The organism is Pantoea phytostimulans (assembly GCF_046118715.1).
GTDB lineage: Bacteria > Pseudomonadota > Gammaproteobacteria > Enterobacterales > Enterobacteriaceae > Pantoea > Pantoea phytostimulans.
This window is the reverse complement of the sequence record NZ_CP173698.1, coordinates 2,257,957-2,270,780: the sequence shown is the minus strand read 5'-3', so window position 1 is coordinate 2,270,780 and position 12,824 is coordinate 2,257,957. Positions and strand designations below refer to the sequence as shown.

Annotated in this window: 12 protein-coding genes and 3 tRNA genes; 7 read left to right on the top strand and 8 right to left on the bottom strand. The window is 50.7% G+C overall.

Going from position 1 to position 12,824, the window contains the following annotated elements; all coding sequences use genetic code 11:
* Positions 1 to 22: 22 nt before the first annotated feature.
* Positions 23 to 1,351: an amino-acid N-acetyltransferase gene (gene argA, locus ACF2G4_RS10555; protein WP_215845725.1), complete on the bottom strand. Its 1,329-nt coding sequence runs from the start codon at positions 1,349 to 1,351 to the stop codon at positions 23 to 25.
* 232 nt (positions 1,352 to 1,583) lie between these two features.
* On the opposite strand from argA, the gene amiC reads away from it, so the two are divergent.
* Positions 1,584 to 2,828: an N-acetylmuramoyl-L-alanine amidase AmiC gene (amiC, locus tag ACF2G4_RS10550; RefSeq protein WP_409074791.1), complete on the top strand. Its 1,245-nt coding sequence runs from the start codon at positions 1,584 to 1,586 to the stop codon at positions 2,826 to 2,828.
* Between the two features lie 206 nt (positions 2,829 to 3,034).
* Here the strand turns inward: amiC and ACF2G4_RS10545 are convergent.
* The 3 genes from ACF2G4_RS10545 to ACF2G4_RS10535 all read right to left on the bottom strand — a co-directional run bounded on the left by ACF2G4_RS10545 (position 3,035) and on the right by ACF2G4_RS10535 (position 3,363).
* Positions 3,035 to 3,111, bottom strand: a tRNA-Met gene (locus ACF2G4_RS10545).
* 49 nt (positions 3,112 to 3,160) lie between these two features.
* Positions 3,161 to 3,237: transfer RNA gene (locus tag ACF2G4_RS10540), tRNA-Met, on the bottom strand.
* 49 nt (positions 3,238 to 3,286) lie between these two features.
* Positions 3,287 to 3,363: transfer RNA gene (locus ACF2G4_RS10535), tRNA-Met, on the bottom strand.
* A 204-nt stretch (positions 3,364 to 3,567) separates the two neighbouring features.
* Between ACF2G4_RS10535 and mltA the strand changes: the two genes are divergently transcribed.
* Complete coding sequence (gene mltA, locus ACF2G4_RS10530) at positions 3,568 to 4,716, top strand: murein transglycosylase A (protein WP_215848226.1); 1,149 nt, start codon at positions 3,568 to 3,570, stop codon at positions 4,714 to 4,716.
* A gap of 48 nt (positions 4,717 to 4,764) precedes the next feature.
* Positions 4,765 to 5,565: a tRNA cyclic N6-threonylcarbamoyladenosine(37) synthase TcdA gene (gene tcdA / locus ACF2G4_RS10525; protein WP_215845727.1), complete on the top strand. Its 801-nt coding sequence runs from the start codon at positions 4,765 to 4,767 to the stop codon at positions 5,563 to 5,565.
* Here tcdA and csdE read toward each other — a convergent pair.
* Both csdE and csdA read right to left on the bottom strand, forming a co-directional pair.
* Entirely contained in the window at positions 5,562 to 6,011 is a 450-nt protein-coding gene (gene csdE / locus ACF2G4_RS10520; RefSeq protein WP_332625950.1) for a cysteine desulfurase sulfur acceptor subunit CsdE, read from the bottom strand. The two genes, tcdA and csdE, sit on opposite strands and share 4 nt — an antisense overlap.
* A 1-nt stretch (position 6,012) precedes the next feature.
* On the bottom strand, positions 6,013 to 7,221 hold the full coding sequence (gene csdA, locus ACF2G4_RS10515) for a cysteine desulfurase CsdA (protein WP_332625948.1): 1,209 nt from the start codon (positions 7,219 to 7,221) through the stop codon (positions 6,013 to 6,015).
* A gap of 222 nt (positions 7,222 to 7,443) precedes the next feature.
* Here csdA and ACF2G4_RS10510 point away from each other — a divergent pair, with 222 nt between their 5' ends.
* The 4 genes from ACF2G4_RS10510 (at position 7,444) to rlmM (ending at position 10,504) form a co-directional block, all read left to right on the top strand.
* The gene (locus tag ACF2G4_RS10510) at positions 7,444 to 7,668 is read left to right on the top strand and encodes a YgdI/YgdR family lipoprotein (RefSeq protein WP_215845730.1); all 225 of its coding nucleotides are present in this window, start codon (positions 7,444 to 7,446) and stop codon (positions 7,666 to 7,668) included.
* A gap of 335 nt (positions 7,669 to 8,003) precedes the next feature.
* Positions 8,004 to 8,921 (top strand): transcriptional regulator GcvA, encoded by a 918-nt coding sequence (locus ACF2G4_RS10505; RefSeq protein ID WP_215845731.1) that lies wholly within the window; start codon positions 8,004 to 8,006, stop codon positions 8,919 to 8,921.
* A 94-nt stretch (positions 8,922 to 9,015) separates the two neighbouring features.
* Positions 9,016 to 9,411: a DUF423 domain-containing protein gene (locus ACF2G4_RS10500; RefSeq protein ID WP_215845732.1), complete on the top strand. Its 396-nt coding sequence runs from the start codon at positions 9,016 to 9,018 to the stop codon at positions 9,409 to 9,411.
* Positions 9,404 to 10,504 carry a 23S rRNA (cytidine(2498)-2'-O)-methyltransferase RlmM gene (rlmM, locus tag ACF2G4_RS10495; protein ID WP_409074790.1) on the top strand — a complete coding sequence of 367 codons (1,101 nt, stop codon included), beginning with the start codon at positions 9,404 to 9,406 and terminating at the stop codon, positions 10,502 to 10,504. Before ACF2G4_RS10500 ends, rlmM begins: the two co-directional genes overlap by 8 nt.
* Positions 10,505 to 10,530: 26 nt before the next feature.
* Here rlmM and xni read toward each other — a convergent pair whose 3' ends face one another.
* Positions 10,531 to 11,286, bottom strand: a complete 756-nt coding sequence (xni, locus tag ACF2G4_RS10490) for a flap endonuclease Xni (protein ID WP_409074789.1) — start codon at positions 11,284 to 11,286, stop codon at positions 10,531 to 10,533.
* Between the two features lie 34 nt (positions 11,287 to 11,320).
* A complete protein-coding gene (gene ppnN, locus ACF2G4_RS10485; protein WP_215845734.1) occupies positions 11,321 to 12,685 on the bottom strand; it encodes a nucleotide 5'-monophosphate nucleosidase PpnN in 1,365 nt (454 codons plus the stop codon).
* Positions 12,686 to 12,824: the final 139 nt, after the last annotated feature.

Here is a 12,824-nt window from a genome sequence, read left to right as displayed (position 1 = left end):
CATGATTGCCGCCCGAAAAGTGTTACGTCAAATCGGCCATCAACACTTTGGAACGGCGCTGATAGTTGTACATCTCTTTTTTACTTTCCGGCAGCGATTCGATGTCTACTGGCGTAAAGCCACGTTCCTGGAACCAGTGAATGCTGCGCGTGGTGAGCACGAACAGTTTCTGCAATCCCATCTGGCGAGCCTGCAAGGCGACGCGTTCCAGCAGCATTTCGCCGCGTGATGAGCTGCGATAATCAGGATGTACTGCAACGCAGGCCATTTCGCCGATTTTCTCATCCATGAAAGGATAGAGTGCGGCGCAGGCAATGGTCAGGCTGTCGCGTTGAATGATGGTGAATTTGTCGATTTCCATCTCCAGCTGTTCACGCGAGCGGCGTACCAAAATGCCTTGCTGTTCCAGTGGACGAATCAATTCCAGAATGCCACCGATATCGTTGATATTGGCGCGCCGGATCTGTTCAGCCGACTCCATCACAATCTGCGTACCAATACCGTCGCGCGAGAACAGTTCCTGTAGCAGCGCACCATTTTCCTGATAGCTGATCAAATGGCTACGGCGCACGCCGCTGCGGCATGCTTTCACTGCGCCACGCAGGAAGCGAACCGTACCAGAAAGGTAATCACCTTCGCGCTCGAACTCTTCAATACGCGCCTGCGCATCGTTAGGGAACAGTTCGGAGACAATATTGCCTTCGCTGTTGATCACGCCTTGCTCAGAGCAAAAACCAATCATCTTTTCCGCTTTGAGTTTAATGGCCAACTGCGTCGCAACTTCTTCTGAAGTCAGGTTAAAGCTTTCGCCAGTGACTGAAACCGCAACCGGACCCAGCAGCACAATCGCATCGTTGTCGAGCTGGCGATGAATCGCTTCTTCATCAATACGACGAATACGGCCGGAGTGACAATAATCTACGCCATCATCCACGCCTAGTGGCTGAGCGATGATGAAGTTGCCGCTAACAACATTGATATGCGCGCCTTGCAGCGGCGTGTTGTTAAGGCTCATTGAGAGGCGGGCAGTAATATCTAACTGAAGACGACCGGCAGCTTGTTTCACTAATTCCAGCGATTGCGCGTCGGTAACCCGGGTAAACTTATGATAAACCGGCTCTAGCTGGTGCGCGGCCAGGTTGGCATCGATCTGAGGACGTGCGCCGTAAACCACCACCAAACGTATGCCAAGGCTGTGCAACAGGCCAATGTCATTAATGATGGTGGAGAAGTTCTCATGCTCAATGGCTTCACCGCCCAGCATGATGACAAACGTTTTATCCCGATGCGCATTGATATAGGGAACGGTATGGCGAAAACCCTGAACCAGTTCAGTACTACGTTCCTTCACGGCCAACCCTCAGTGAATGATTATTCGAATTTTTTGTATTTTTATTCTTTTATGGCTGTTTTTGCAAGCGCTAATCCTGACGTTAATTTACGATTTTCCGCATGCCAAAGCCGCTAACAGCCTGCATTATTTGGGGTTTCCGGGGTGACATCGCATTCTGGATTGGATAAAGTTTTCGCCACCTAATTATTAACTGGCGTTTTTTTAGACATTACACTGTAGTTGGAGCGGCATGTCCGAAGTTAATTCCCATTTCTCACGTAGACGATTCTTGCAGAGTACCGGCGCATTGCTGCTGTTGAGTGTCAGCCGTGTTGGCATGGCAGCCAGTAGCCATATCGTCGCGGTACGCATCTGGCCTTCCTCAACCTATTCCCGTATGACGCTGGAATCGAATGTCCCGCTCAAATACAAACAGTTTGCGCTGAGTCATCCTGAGCGCCTCGTTATCGATATTGAGGGCCTGCATTTCAACACGGTTCTTAAGGGCGTCAATAAACTGGTTCGCGTGGACGATCCCTTTATCAAAAATGCGCGAGTAGGGCAGTTTGATACCCATACGGTACGTATCGTGCTGGAGTTAAAGCGCAATGTGTCGCCAAAAATCTTTAGCCTTCCGCCTGTCGCCACGATCAAAAACCGGCTGGTTGTGGATCTCTATCCAAGCCAGGATCGCATCGAAGATGATCCGCTGCTGGCGTTATTAAAAGATTATAACCAAGGCGATCTTGAGAAAAATGAGCAGGTGCAAGCACCGCTGCCGGGCAAGGCTGGGCGCGATCGACCGATTATCATCATGATCGATCCCGGACATGGCGGTGAAGATCCGGGTGCGCACGGTAAATATAAAACGCGCGAAAAAGATATCGTGCTGAAAATTGGACGCCGCCTGAAAGCGCTGATCGACAAACAGCCGAACATGAAAGCCTACATGACGCGCAATGAAGATGTCTTTATTCCACTGCGCGTGCGGGTCGCTAAGGCGCGTAAGCAGCGGGCCGATCTGTTTGTCTCAATCCATGCCGATGCGTTTACCAGCCGTGCCGCGCGCGGTTCCTCTGTGTTTGCGCTTTCAACCAGCGGAGCAACCTCTGCAGCCGCACGGTTTTTAGCACAAACGCAGAATGAAGCGGATTTGATTGGTGGCGTTAGCATGAGCGGCGACCGTTATCTTGACCATACGATGTTCGACATGGTGCAGCGGCAAACTATCCATGACAGTTTGAAGTTCGGCAAAGAAGTGCTGAGTCGGATGGGGCACATCAATCATCTGCATAAACGGACTGTTGATCAGGCTGGCTTTGCCGTATTAAAAGCGCCGGATATTCCGTCGATTTTGGTCGAAACCGCTTTCATCAGTAACGTTGAAGAGGAGCGAAAACTGCGAACGACGCGCTACCAACAACAAGTGGCCGATGCCATTTTTCACGGTATCAAGGCGTACTTTGAGAAGGGTGCGGCGCTTGCACATCGCTAGAAATAAAAACGGGTAGCTGAAGCTATCCGTTTTGTTATTCAAGAAAGCTTTTATTTCTATGATAGAAATTGCGTCTTAAATTTTTAGCTTTTTTGTTAACCGCTTAATAAGAAAGGATGTTATGCAAAAGATAAGGCTAAGCGGGGATAATCGAGGCGTTAACAAAGGCCAGATACAAAAAAACACCCTTTCAGGTGTTTAAATGTTGGTTGCGGGGGCCGGATTTGAACCGACGACCTTCGGGTTATGAGCCCGACGAGCTACCAGGCTGCTCCACCCCGCGTCCGTATTGCGCTTTGCGACTTTTCACATTGTCTCTTCCAAAGAAGAGTTGGTTGCGGGGGCCGGATTTGAACCGACGACCTTCGGGTTATGAGCCCGACGAGCTACCAGGCTGCTCCACCCCGCGTCCGTACTGCGCTTTGCGACTTTTTACTTTTTCTCTTCCGAAGAAGAGTTGGTTGCGGGGGCCGGATTTGAACCGACGACCTTCGGGTTATGAGCCCGACGAGCTACCAGGCTGCTCCACCCCGCGTCCGTGGAAGCGCACTATACGCTGAGTGCTGATTGTTGCAACCCCTTTTCGGAAGGAAAGTTTAAATTTACAGTCGATTGCTGAAAGAATAGACCATTTGTTGAAATAGTGAACTGATGCAGGCAGTGACAGAGAGGATGGATTTCATTCTTACGGGCGCTTTGCTATCGTCGCCGTGCGAACAGTTTATAAAAAGAGATGATGATGAAAGGATGTTGGGCGAAGTATGCACTTACTGGCGCATTTTTAGCGCTACTGGCTGGCTGTAGTTCCAAACCCACCGATCGTGGACAGCAATATAAAGATGGTAAGCTTGAACAGCCTTTAGCGCTGGTGAATCAGCCTAACGCTAAAGGGCGCCCGGTTAACGGCAAAGATTTCGGTGAGCAGGTGCGTCAGGTTCAATATGCATCTTCTGGACTGTTTGGCCGCCAGAATGGCACTTACAGCGCCATTGAAAGCTGGCTAATGGCGGGTGCCGATACGCGTCAGCTGCGCCAGTTCGGTTTGAATGCATTCCAGATGGAAGGCACCGATAACTACGGCAATGTACAATTCACCGGTTACTACACGCCAGTTGTTGAAGCACGTTATACCCGCCAGGGTGAGTTCCAGTACCCGATTTATCGCTTACCTCCTCGCAAGCGTGGCGAGAAATTACCTAGCCGCGCCTCTATATATAGTGGTGGCATCGACGATCGTTACATCATCGCTTACAGCAATTCGCTAATCGACAATTTCATGATGGATGTGCAGGGCAGCGGCTACGTTGATTTTGGTGACGGACGCCCAATGCGTTTCTTCGGCTATGCCGGCAAAAATGGCTGGGGCTATCACAGCATTGGTAAAGAACTGATCGATCGCGGCGAAGTGAAGCGTGAAGATATGTCGATGCAGGCGATCCGCCAATGGGCGCAGGAACACTCTCCACAGGAAGTCCGCACACTGCTGGAAACCAACCCTTCGTTTGTCTTCTTCAAGGCAGAAGAATATACGCCAGTGCGCGGTGCGAGCGCAGTACCGCTGATAGCGAAAGCTTCGGTGGCCTCCGATCGTTCAATTATTCCTGCCGGAACAGTATTGCTGGCAGAAGTGCCGCAGTTGAACGAGAAGGGCAAGTTCAATGGCAAATATGAGATGCGTTTGATGGTGGCGCTGGATGTGGGTGGCGCAATCAAAGGCCAGCATTTTGATATTTACCAAGGCATTGGCCCCGATGCTGCTCACCTTGCTGGCTTCTATAATCACTATGGTCGCGTATGGGTATTGAAAGCCGCGCCAGGCACTGGGCAGCCTGTGTTCAGTAACCCGCAAAATGGTAATAATGGTTCTCTGTTATTGGGTTCTAATTAATGTCTTATCTGCGGGCCAATCGGCCCGCACGACTTTACAGGTTAAATTATGAGTAGGGTTAACGACGCCTGGCGCCAACGCTTTGGCGGCACTGCGCGTCTTTATGGTCAGGATGCGCTGCAACAATTTGCTGATGCGCATTTCTGCGTAATTGGTATCGGTGGCGTTGGCTCATGGGCAGCGGAAGCGCTGGTGCGAACCGGCATCGGCAAAATTACGCTGATTGATATGGATGATGTCTGCATCACCAACACCAACCGGCAGATTCATGCGCTGAATGGCAATGTGGGAAAAGCAAAAACTGAAGTCATGGCCGATCGCATGCGCGCTATCAATCCAGATTGCGAAGTGATTTGTATTGATGACTTCATCACGCCTGAAAATACCGCTGAGCTGATGGCTGCAGGTTACGACTATGTGATTGATGCGATCGATAGCGTGCGTCCAAAAGCGGCGCTGATCGCGTGGTGCCGCCGTAACAAGATCCCGCTGATCACTACCGGTGGTGCGGGTGGGCAGATCGATCCTACCCAGATCCAAGTCGCCGATCTGGCGAAAACGATTCAGGATCCGCTGGCTGCAAAATTACGTGAGCGTTTAAAACAGCTTGGCGTCGTTAAGAGCAGCAAAGGCAAGTTAGGCATTGATTGCGTTTTTTCTACCGAAGCGCTGGTTTATCCGCAGCCGGACGGCAGCGTATGCGCCTCTCGCAGTACGGCGGAAGGCCCTAAACGCATGGATTGCGCCTCAGGATTTGGTGCGGCCACGATGGTGACCGCGAGCTTTGGTTTTGTGGCTGTTTCACATGCGCTGAAGAAATTCATGGCGCGTGCGGCACGTCAGGCTTAACGCAACGCTTCGTGTGCCTGATGCTTAACCGCATCGGCTAGCGCCTGTAACCCGCTACTGCGTGAAGCGCTAAGCTGAGCGCGTAAGCCTAAATCCTCAAACAGCTGCAAAGGATCTTCATCTACCAGCATTTGTGGCGTTTTACCTTCAACGGCGGTCAGCAAAACCGCCAGCAGGCCGCGCACAATGCGGCCTTCGCTATCACCGTAAAAGTGCAAAGTGCCGTCATGGCGCATCTGACTGCTTAGCCAGACGCGATTTTCACAGCCGCTTAATTCAATCTCCGGTGTTTTCAACGCTTCCTCTAACGCGGGAAGTTGGCGGCTGAGCTGAATCAGCTGACGATAGCGATCTTCCCACTGATGAAAATGCGCAAATTTATCTTTCAAACTTTCAATGGTGATCAGATCGCCAAACGGGTGTGGCGCTAACATTGATGAACTCATATCAAGGCTCCGATAACAACGCGATGGCGCTACGCATGGCGCGTAACAGCGCATCAACATCTTGCAGATTATTATAGGGCGCAAACGAAACACGCAGCGTGCCGCTGACACCTAACGCTGCCAGCAACGGTTGAGCACAATGTTGGCCGGCTCGCAGCGCAATGCCGTGCTCCGCTAGCAGCGTAACGATGTCGCTGTGATGAATGCCTTCGAAGTCAAAAGCCAGCAGACTGGCGTTACCACAGCGGAAACTGCGAAAGCCGGGCAATTCGGCGAGTTGTTCTTCTGCGAGACTGGCAAGCTGCTGGCTCCACATCTCCGCTTTGCTTTGGTCGTGCTGACTGAGCCAGGTTAATGCTGCACTTAACCCCACCACGCCTGCCACGTTCGGCGTTCCTGCTTCAAAACGCCACGGCACCGGTTGAGGCGTAAAGCCACTGAAATCAACCTGTGTCAGCATTTTGCCGCCACCTTGCCAGGGACTCATCGCTTCCAGCAGTTCAGCTTTACCGTACAGCACACCAATGCCCATCGGGCCGTAAAGCTTGTGTCCTGAAAATGCATAGAAGTCGATATCCAGCGCCTGCATGTTCGGCGGGCAATGCACCACGCCTTGCGCGCCATCAACCATCACTTTCGCGCCGAACGCATGTGCTAGCTGAATCGCCTGCGCCAAATCGGGACAGCCGCCCGTAACGTTCGACATTTGTCCAATTGCCAGCAAGCGCGTGCGGTTGTTAAGCAAAGCAGGCAGTAGCGAAATATCGGGCAGGCGATCAGCCCCAATCGGCCATTTCACCACTTTTGCGCCACGCGCTTGCGCCACCATTAACCACGGGACCAGATTCGCGTGGTGTTCGGCTTCACTGACCACGATTTCGTCACCAGCCTGTAAACGTGGCAGCAACCAACTGTTGGCCACTAAATTGATGGCTTCGGTGGTGCCGCGTGTCCAGATAATCTGCCGAGGATCGGCCGCGTGCAACCAATGAGCGACCTGATTGCGGGCCTGCTCGTAACGTTCGGTAAGCTGGCGTGCGGCTGCAAACTGACTGCGATGAACGGTGCCTGCGCTCAGGCTGTAAAACTGCTGTGTGGTATCAATGACGACTTGCGGCTTCAGCGTAGTTGCTGCGCTATCGAGATAGACGCCAGCGTCGTCTAGCGCAGGAAACTGTTGGCGAAAAGCACTGGGATTAAATGCGGTCATGCGCGTCTCTTGATAATGACTCATGATGATAATAAATAGGACCAGACCGAAAGAAAGGGTTCCGCCTGGCAAAGCTGAAAAAGCGCGTTATGCTGAATATTGCAAGGTTTGAACCAAACCCGCATAACGATGCGACCTAATTTAGTTGATCTCACTTATCTGCTGCTTCTGGTCAGCGTAACGCGGGTGGTTTAATGCAATCAATCTGCAAGGAGATAGAAGATGAATAAACTCACCGCAGTGCTGGCCGTTTGTACCATGGCTTTTACCCTGACTGCTTGTTCAAGCAACTACGTTATGCACACTAATGATGGTCGCACCATCGTCGCTGATGGTAAACCCAAGGTAGATGATGAAACCGGTATGATCAGCTATAAAGATGCCAATGGCAACGAACAGCAGATCAACCGTACTGATGTGAAAGAAATGGTTGAGATGGGCCAGTAAGCAGGCAAAAAAAAAGCACCGCAATTTGCGGTGCTGTTTAAAAAATTTCTATGGACAGACAGGGTAAATCTACAGGAATTAAAAGCTTGATCTGCAAAGGTCAGATCAAAAATGCAAACACAACATCACGACCACAAGCCAAAAGCTTTCGGAAAATCTGCGAACTCACTCACAAATCCTAAAACTTTTCGTTCCGGCTCAGGAAGTGCGGCAACTATAGGTATTTGCTGGAGCTTCCTCAACGGACAAATTATAATGTCTCGGATTAAAATTTCTAATACGTAAAGGCTTTGTATAAGCTTTGGTATTTGTTGCCGATCCGGATACGGAAAACCATGTCAAAACGTCTTCCTCCTCTTAATGCGCTGCGGGTTTTTGACGCCGCTGCACGCCATTTAAGCTTTACCAAAGCCGCTGAAGAGCTTTTCGTCACCCAGGCAGCTGTAAGCCATCAGATAAAATCTCTGGAAGATTTCCTTGGTTTAAAGCTATTTCGCCGGAGAAATCGTTCGCTTTTACTGACAGAAGAAGGGCAAAGCTACTATTTAGACATCAAAGAGATTTTCTCTGCGATTAACGAAGCGACACGCAAATTACAGGCACGCAGCGCCAAGGGCGCTTTAACGGTCAGTTTGCTACCCAGTTTTGCCATTCAATGGCTGGTTCCGCGTCTTTCCAGCTTTAATATGGCTTATCCGGGAATCGATGTGCGTATTCAGGCCGTAGACCGTGATGAAGAGAAGTTAGCTGATGATGTTGATGTGGCTATTTTCTATGGGCGCGGCAACTGGCCGGGCCTTCGAGTCGAAAAATTGTACGCTGAATATCTGTTGCCTGTTTGCTCACCTGCATTAATGACGGGCGATAATCCACTTAAAACGCCAATGGATTTGTCGCGCTTTACCTTGCTACATGATGCTTCGCGTCGTGACTGGCAATCCTACATTCGTCAGTTAGGTGTGCAGCACATTAACGTCCAGCAAGGGCCGATTTTTAGTCATAGCGCAATGGTTTTACAGGCCGCGATTCATGGTCAGGGTGTGGCATTAGCCAACAATGTGATGGCGCAAAGTGAAATTGAAGCAGGCCGATTGGTTTGTCCTTTTAACGATGTATTAGTCAGTAAAAACGCTTTTTATCTGGTTTGTCATGACAGTCAGGCAGAACTGGGTAAAATAGCCGCCTTTCGACAGTGGATTCTGGCCAAAGCAGCAACCGAACAAGAAAAATTCCGCTTCCGCTATGACCAGTAACGTTTTGATTCTGCAAAGTTTGATTTCTACATAATTGATTTCTGCACAAGCGATTGATTCAGAATGAATGCAGATGCACCTTGAGGATTGTTTAATGTCCAGTCGTGCCATGTTGATTTTTGCTGCTATCAGTGGGTTTTTGCTGGTGGCTTTTGGTGCTTTCGGCGCCCATGTTTTAAGCGGTTCACTCGGGCCAGCCGAGATGGCGTGGATTCATACCGGTCTTGAATATCAGGCTTATCACACCTTAGCGGTGATTGGCCTTGGCGCTGCGATGTTGCGTCGCGCCAATATCTGGTTTTACTGGAGCAGCGCATTGATGGCACTTGGCATCGTGTTGTTTAGCGGAAGCCTTTATTGTCTGGCGCTGTCGCATTTGAAGTTTTGGGTTTTTGTCACCCCAGTTGGCGGGCTTTGTTTCCTCGCCGGTTGGTTTTTGATGTTGATTGGCGCGCTGCGTCTTAAACGAAAGGCAGATCGCCATGAATAAAGTATTGCTGTATTGCCGTTCCGGTTTTGAAAAAGAGTGTGCGGCTGAAATTGCCGCTAAAGCAGCGGAACGCGAAATCTATGGATTTCCTCGCGTTAAAGAAGATTCAGGTTATGTGCTGTTTGAGTGCTACCAGTATGAAGATGCCGATCGCCTGATAAAGGAACTCCCTTTTGAGGAGCTTATCTTCGCGCGTCAGATGTTAGTTGTCGGTGAGCTATTGCGTAACCTGCCGCAAGAAGATCGTATTTCTCCGGTAGTCGGCATGCTGACGGGTGTGGTTGAGAAAGGGGGTGAACTGCGTGTAGAAGTGCCAGACACCAACGAAGCTAAAGAGCTGACTAAGTTCTGTCGCAAATTTACCGTGCCGCTGCGGGCCAGTCTGCGCGAAAACGGAATTTTGTTAGGTTATGAAAGTTCTAAGCGTCCGGTGGTGCATGTTTTTTTCATCGCTCCGGGCACCTGTTATGTAGGCTATTCCTATCCGAACAACAATTCTCCGCTTTATATGGGCATTCCGCGGCTTAAGTTCCCTTCTGATGCGCCGAGCCGTTCAACGCTAAAGCTGGAAGAGGCTTTTCATGTCTTTATCCCTGCTGATGAATGGGATGAACGTTTAACAGGCGGCATGTACGCCGTTGATCTCGGTGCTTGTCCGGGGGGCTGGACCTATCAACTGGTACAACGCAGCATGATGGTTTATGCGGTTGATAACGGTCCAATGGCACCAAGCCTGATGGATACCGGACAGGTAATGCATGAGCGAGCAGACGGCTTTAAGTTCCGGCCGCCGCGTACCAATATCACTTGGCTGGTTTGCGATATGGTCGAAAAACCGGTGCGCGTGGCAAACCTGATGACAGAATGGCTGGTAAACGGCTGGTGCCGCGAAGCGATCTTCAATCTGAAGTTGCCAATGAAAAAGCGTTACGAAGAGGTTACGCAAATTCTGGCGATGATCGAAGAGCGTTTTCAAGAGAACGGTATTAATGCGCAGATTCGTGCACGTCACCTCTATCACGATCGCGAAGAAGTGACGGTGCATATTCGTCGCATCTGGGCTGCGGTTGGTGGGCGTCGCGACGAGCGGTAATTTAATGAGGCTGAGTGCTGCGGCACTCAGCCTTCATAACGCAGCGTTTTTAAATTCCCTTGTAGTACTAAATCCTGCTTGAGCGTGGCAACTTGCCGGCTGATTTGCGCCATTTGCTGTTCTGCCTGCAATTTTTTGCGCCACTTTGTGGGGACTTGATCCAGTTGCTGATAAATTCCTTCCAGCGTTCCAAACTGCTGTAACAATTCTTTGGCACTTTTGGGCCCAATACCGGCAATGCCCGGAATTTTGCTGCTGCTGATTCCACACAACCCCCAATAATCAGGCAAAAGCTGTGGCGCAACGCCAAATTCTGCTGCGATAAAAGGCACATCCAGCCAGCGTTTTTGGAAGTAGTCACGAATGCGGATTGCCGGGGCCAGCAGCTGACAATATCCTTTGTCTGTAGAAACGATGGTGGCCTGATGGCCAGCTTCAGCCATTTTTACTGCCAGCGTGGCGGCGAGATCGTCAGCTTCGTCCTGATCAGCAATCCAGCAGCTCACTCCCGCAGCGCGAAAGGCCTCCTGCAGTGTAGGCATTTCTGCCTGTAAGTCTTCCGGCATCGGCGGACGTCCACTTTTGTAGTCCGGTAATAAATCGTGACGCCAGCCTTGATGTCGGGTTTCTCCGTCAAAAACCGCAACAACATGGGTAGGTTGCGTATGACCGAGCAGCTGTCGTAATGCAGCTACGCAGCCATCAACACAAGGCGAACCCTGTACGGCATGTAAACGGCGGATAAGGTTTAGTGCATCAATAATGAGAAGATGAAGAGGCATGAGAATATGGGCAGCCCGAAAGCTGCCTCCTGATTTATTTGATGATTTCGTAGCAAGGAATGTAAGCGGTGCCCGGCAGTTTCATGCGTTGCTGAGCGACAAATCCCTGTAGCAGCTCGTCCATGCGGTGCATGATATCCGCATCACCATGCAGCTTGTAGGGACCTTTTTCACGGATTTCACGAATGCCCATCTCTTTGACGTTACCGGCTACAATGCCTGAGAAGGCGCGACGCAAATCTGCAGCCAGTTTTTCCGGCGGCTGATGAGTGTAAAGATTCAGATTGGCCATGTTTTCATGCGTCGGCATAAACGGAACCTGTAAATCTTGCGCAATGCGAATGGACCAGTTGAAGCTATAGGCATCGCCGGTTTCGCGGCGATATTCTTTCACTTCTGGCATCGCTTTTTTCATCAGGCGCGCAACTTCGTGGGCGTCTTCAATGATGATTTGATAATACTTACGTGCCTGCTCGCCCAAGGTGCTGACAATGAAATCATCCAGTACACGGAAGTAGTCAGCACTCTCTTTCGGTCCCGTCAGAATCAGCGGTAACACCTGATCGCTGTTCTGTGGATTCATCATGATACCCAACAGATAAAGCAGTTCTTCCGCTGTGCCCACACCACCTGGAAAGATAATGATGCCATGTGCCATTCGCACAAACGCTTCAAGGCGTTTTTCAATGTCCGGCATGATGATTAATTCGTTCACCAGCGGATTCGGCGGTTCGGCGGCAATAATAGAGGGTTCAGTTAACCCAATAAAACGGCTGTCGCGATAGCGTTGCTGCGCGTGGCCCACCGCCGCGCCTTTCATCGGCGCTTCCATGACGCCAGGACCACAGCCGGTGCAAATATTCAGTTCGCGCAAGCCGAGTTGCGTACCGACATTACGGCAATACTGATATTCGACCGCGTTAATCGAGTGGCCGCCCCAGCACACCACAGTGTTGGGATATTCACCGATATGCAGCGCACGCGCATTACGCAGAATTGAAAAGACCGTGTTGGTGATATTGGCTGAGTCATCCGCATCGAGATTTTGAAAGCGTCCCGAACCCGAAAGCTGGCCACTCACAAACAAAATATCGCGCAATACGGCAAACAGGTTGGCCTGTAATGACCGAATGATGCGCCCATCCACAAACGCCTCTTCCGGCGGGTTGATCAGCTCAAGTTTTACGCCGCGCTCACGGCGCAACACATTGATGTCAAAGTTTTCAAAGCGGGAAAGCAGTTCATGGCTACTGTCAGTCTGGCTACCGGAGTTGAGCACGGCGAGAGAACAGTTACGGAACAGCTGGTAAAGATCGCTGCTGGCCGTGCGTTTCAGCATGTCGACTTCTAACTGAGAGAGCAGGTCCATGGAGCCAAGTGGGCTGATATGAGTGATCATGTAAACTCCTTTACACCCGCCTGGGTGATTGGTGGCACTGCAAATGCAGTGACGAAATACCCTTCACGCTTCAAGCCACAGCGGCGTTAGCATCACTTGTTTTCCCATTTGCCGATTTGATTCAGCGTCTGCGATGTGC

Coding starts and splice junctions, on each gene's coding strand:
- amiC (WP_409074791.1), top strand. CDS start 1,584: ATGTCCGAAGTTAATTCCCATTTCTCACGTAGACGATTCTTGCAGAGT.
- mltA (WP_215848226.1), top strand. CDS start 3,568: ATGAAAGGATGTTGGGCGAAGTATGCACTTACTGGCGCATTTTTAGCG.
- tcdA (WP_215845727.1), top strand. CDS start 4,765: ATGAGTAGGGTTAACGACGCCTGGCGCCAACGCTTTGGCGGCACTGCG.
- csdE (WP_332625950.1), bottom strand. CDS start 6,011: ATGAGTTCATCAATGTTAGCGCCACACCCGTTTGGCGATCTGATCACC.
- csdA (WP_332625948.1), bottom strand. CDS start 7,221: ATGACCGCATTTAATCCCAGTGCTTTTCGCCAACAGTTTCCTGCGCTA.
- ACF2G4_RS10510 (WP_215845730.1), top strand. CDS start 7,444: ATGAATAAACTCACCGCAGTGCTGGCCGTTTGTACCATGGCTTTTACC.
- ACF2G4_RS10505 (WP_215845731.1), top strand. CDS start 8,004: ATGTCAAAACGTCTTCCTCCTCTTAATGCGCTGCGGGTTTTTGACGCC.
- ACF2G4_RS10500 (WP_215845732.1), top strand. CDS start 9,016: ATGTCCAGTCGTGCCATGTTGATTTTTGCTGCTATCAGTGGGTTTTTG.
- rlmM (WP_409074790.1), top strand. CDS start 9,404: ATGAATAAAGTATTGCTGTATTGCCGTTCCGGTTTTGAAAAAGAGTGT.
- xni (WP_409074789.1), bottom strand. CDS start 11,286: ATGCCTCTTCATCTTCTCATTATTGATGCACTAAACCTTATCCGCCGT.
- ppnN (WP_215845734.1), bottom strand. CDS start 12,685: ATGATCACTCATATCAGCCCACTTGGCTCCATGGACCTGCTCTCTCAG.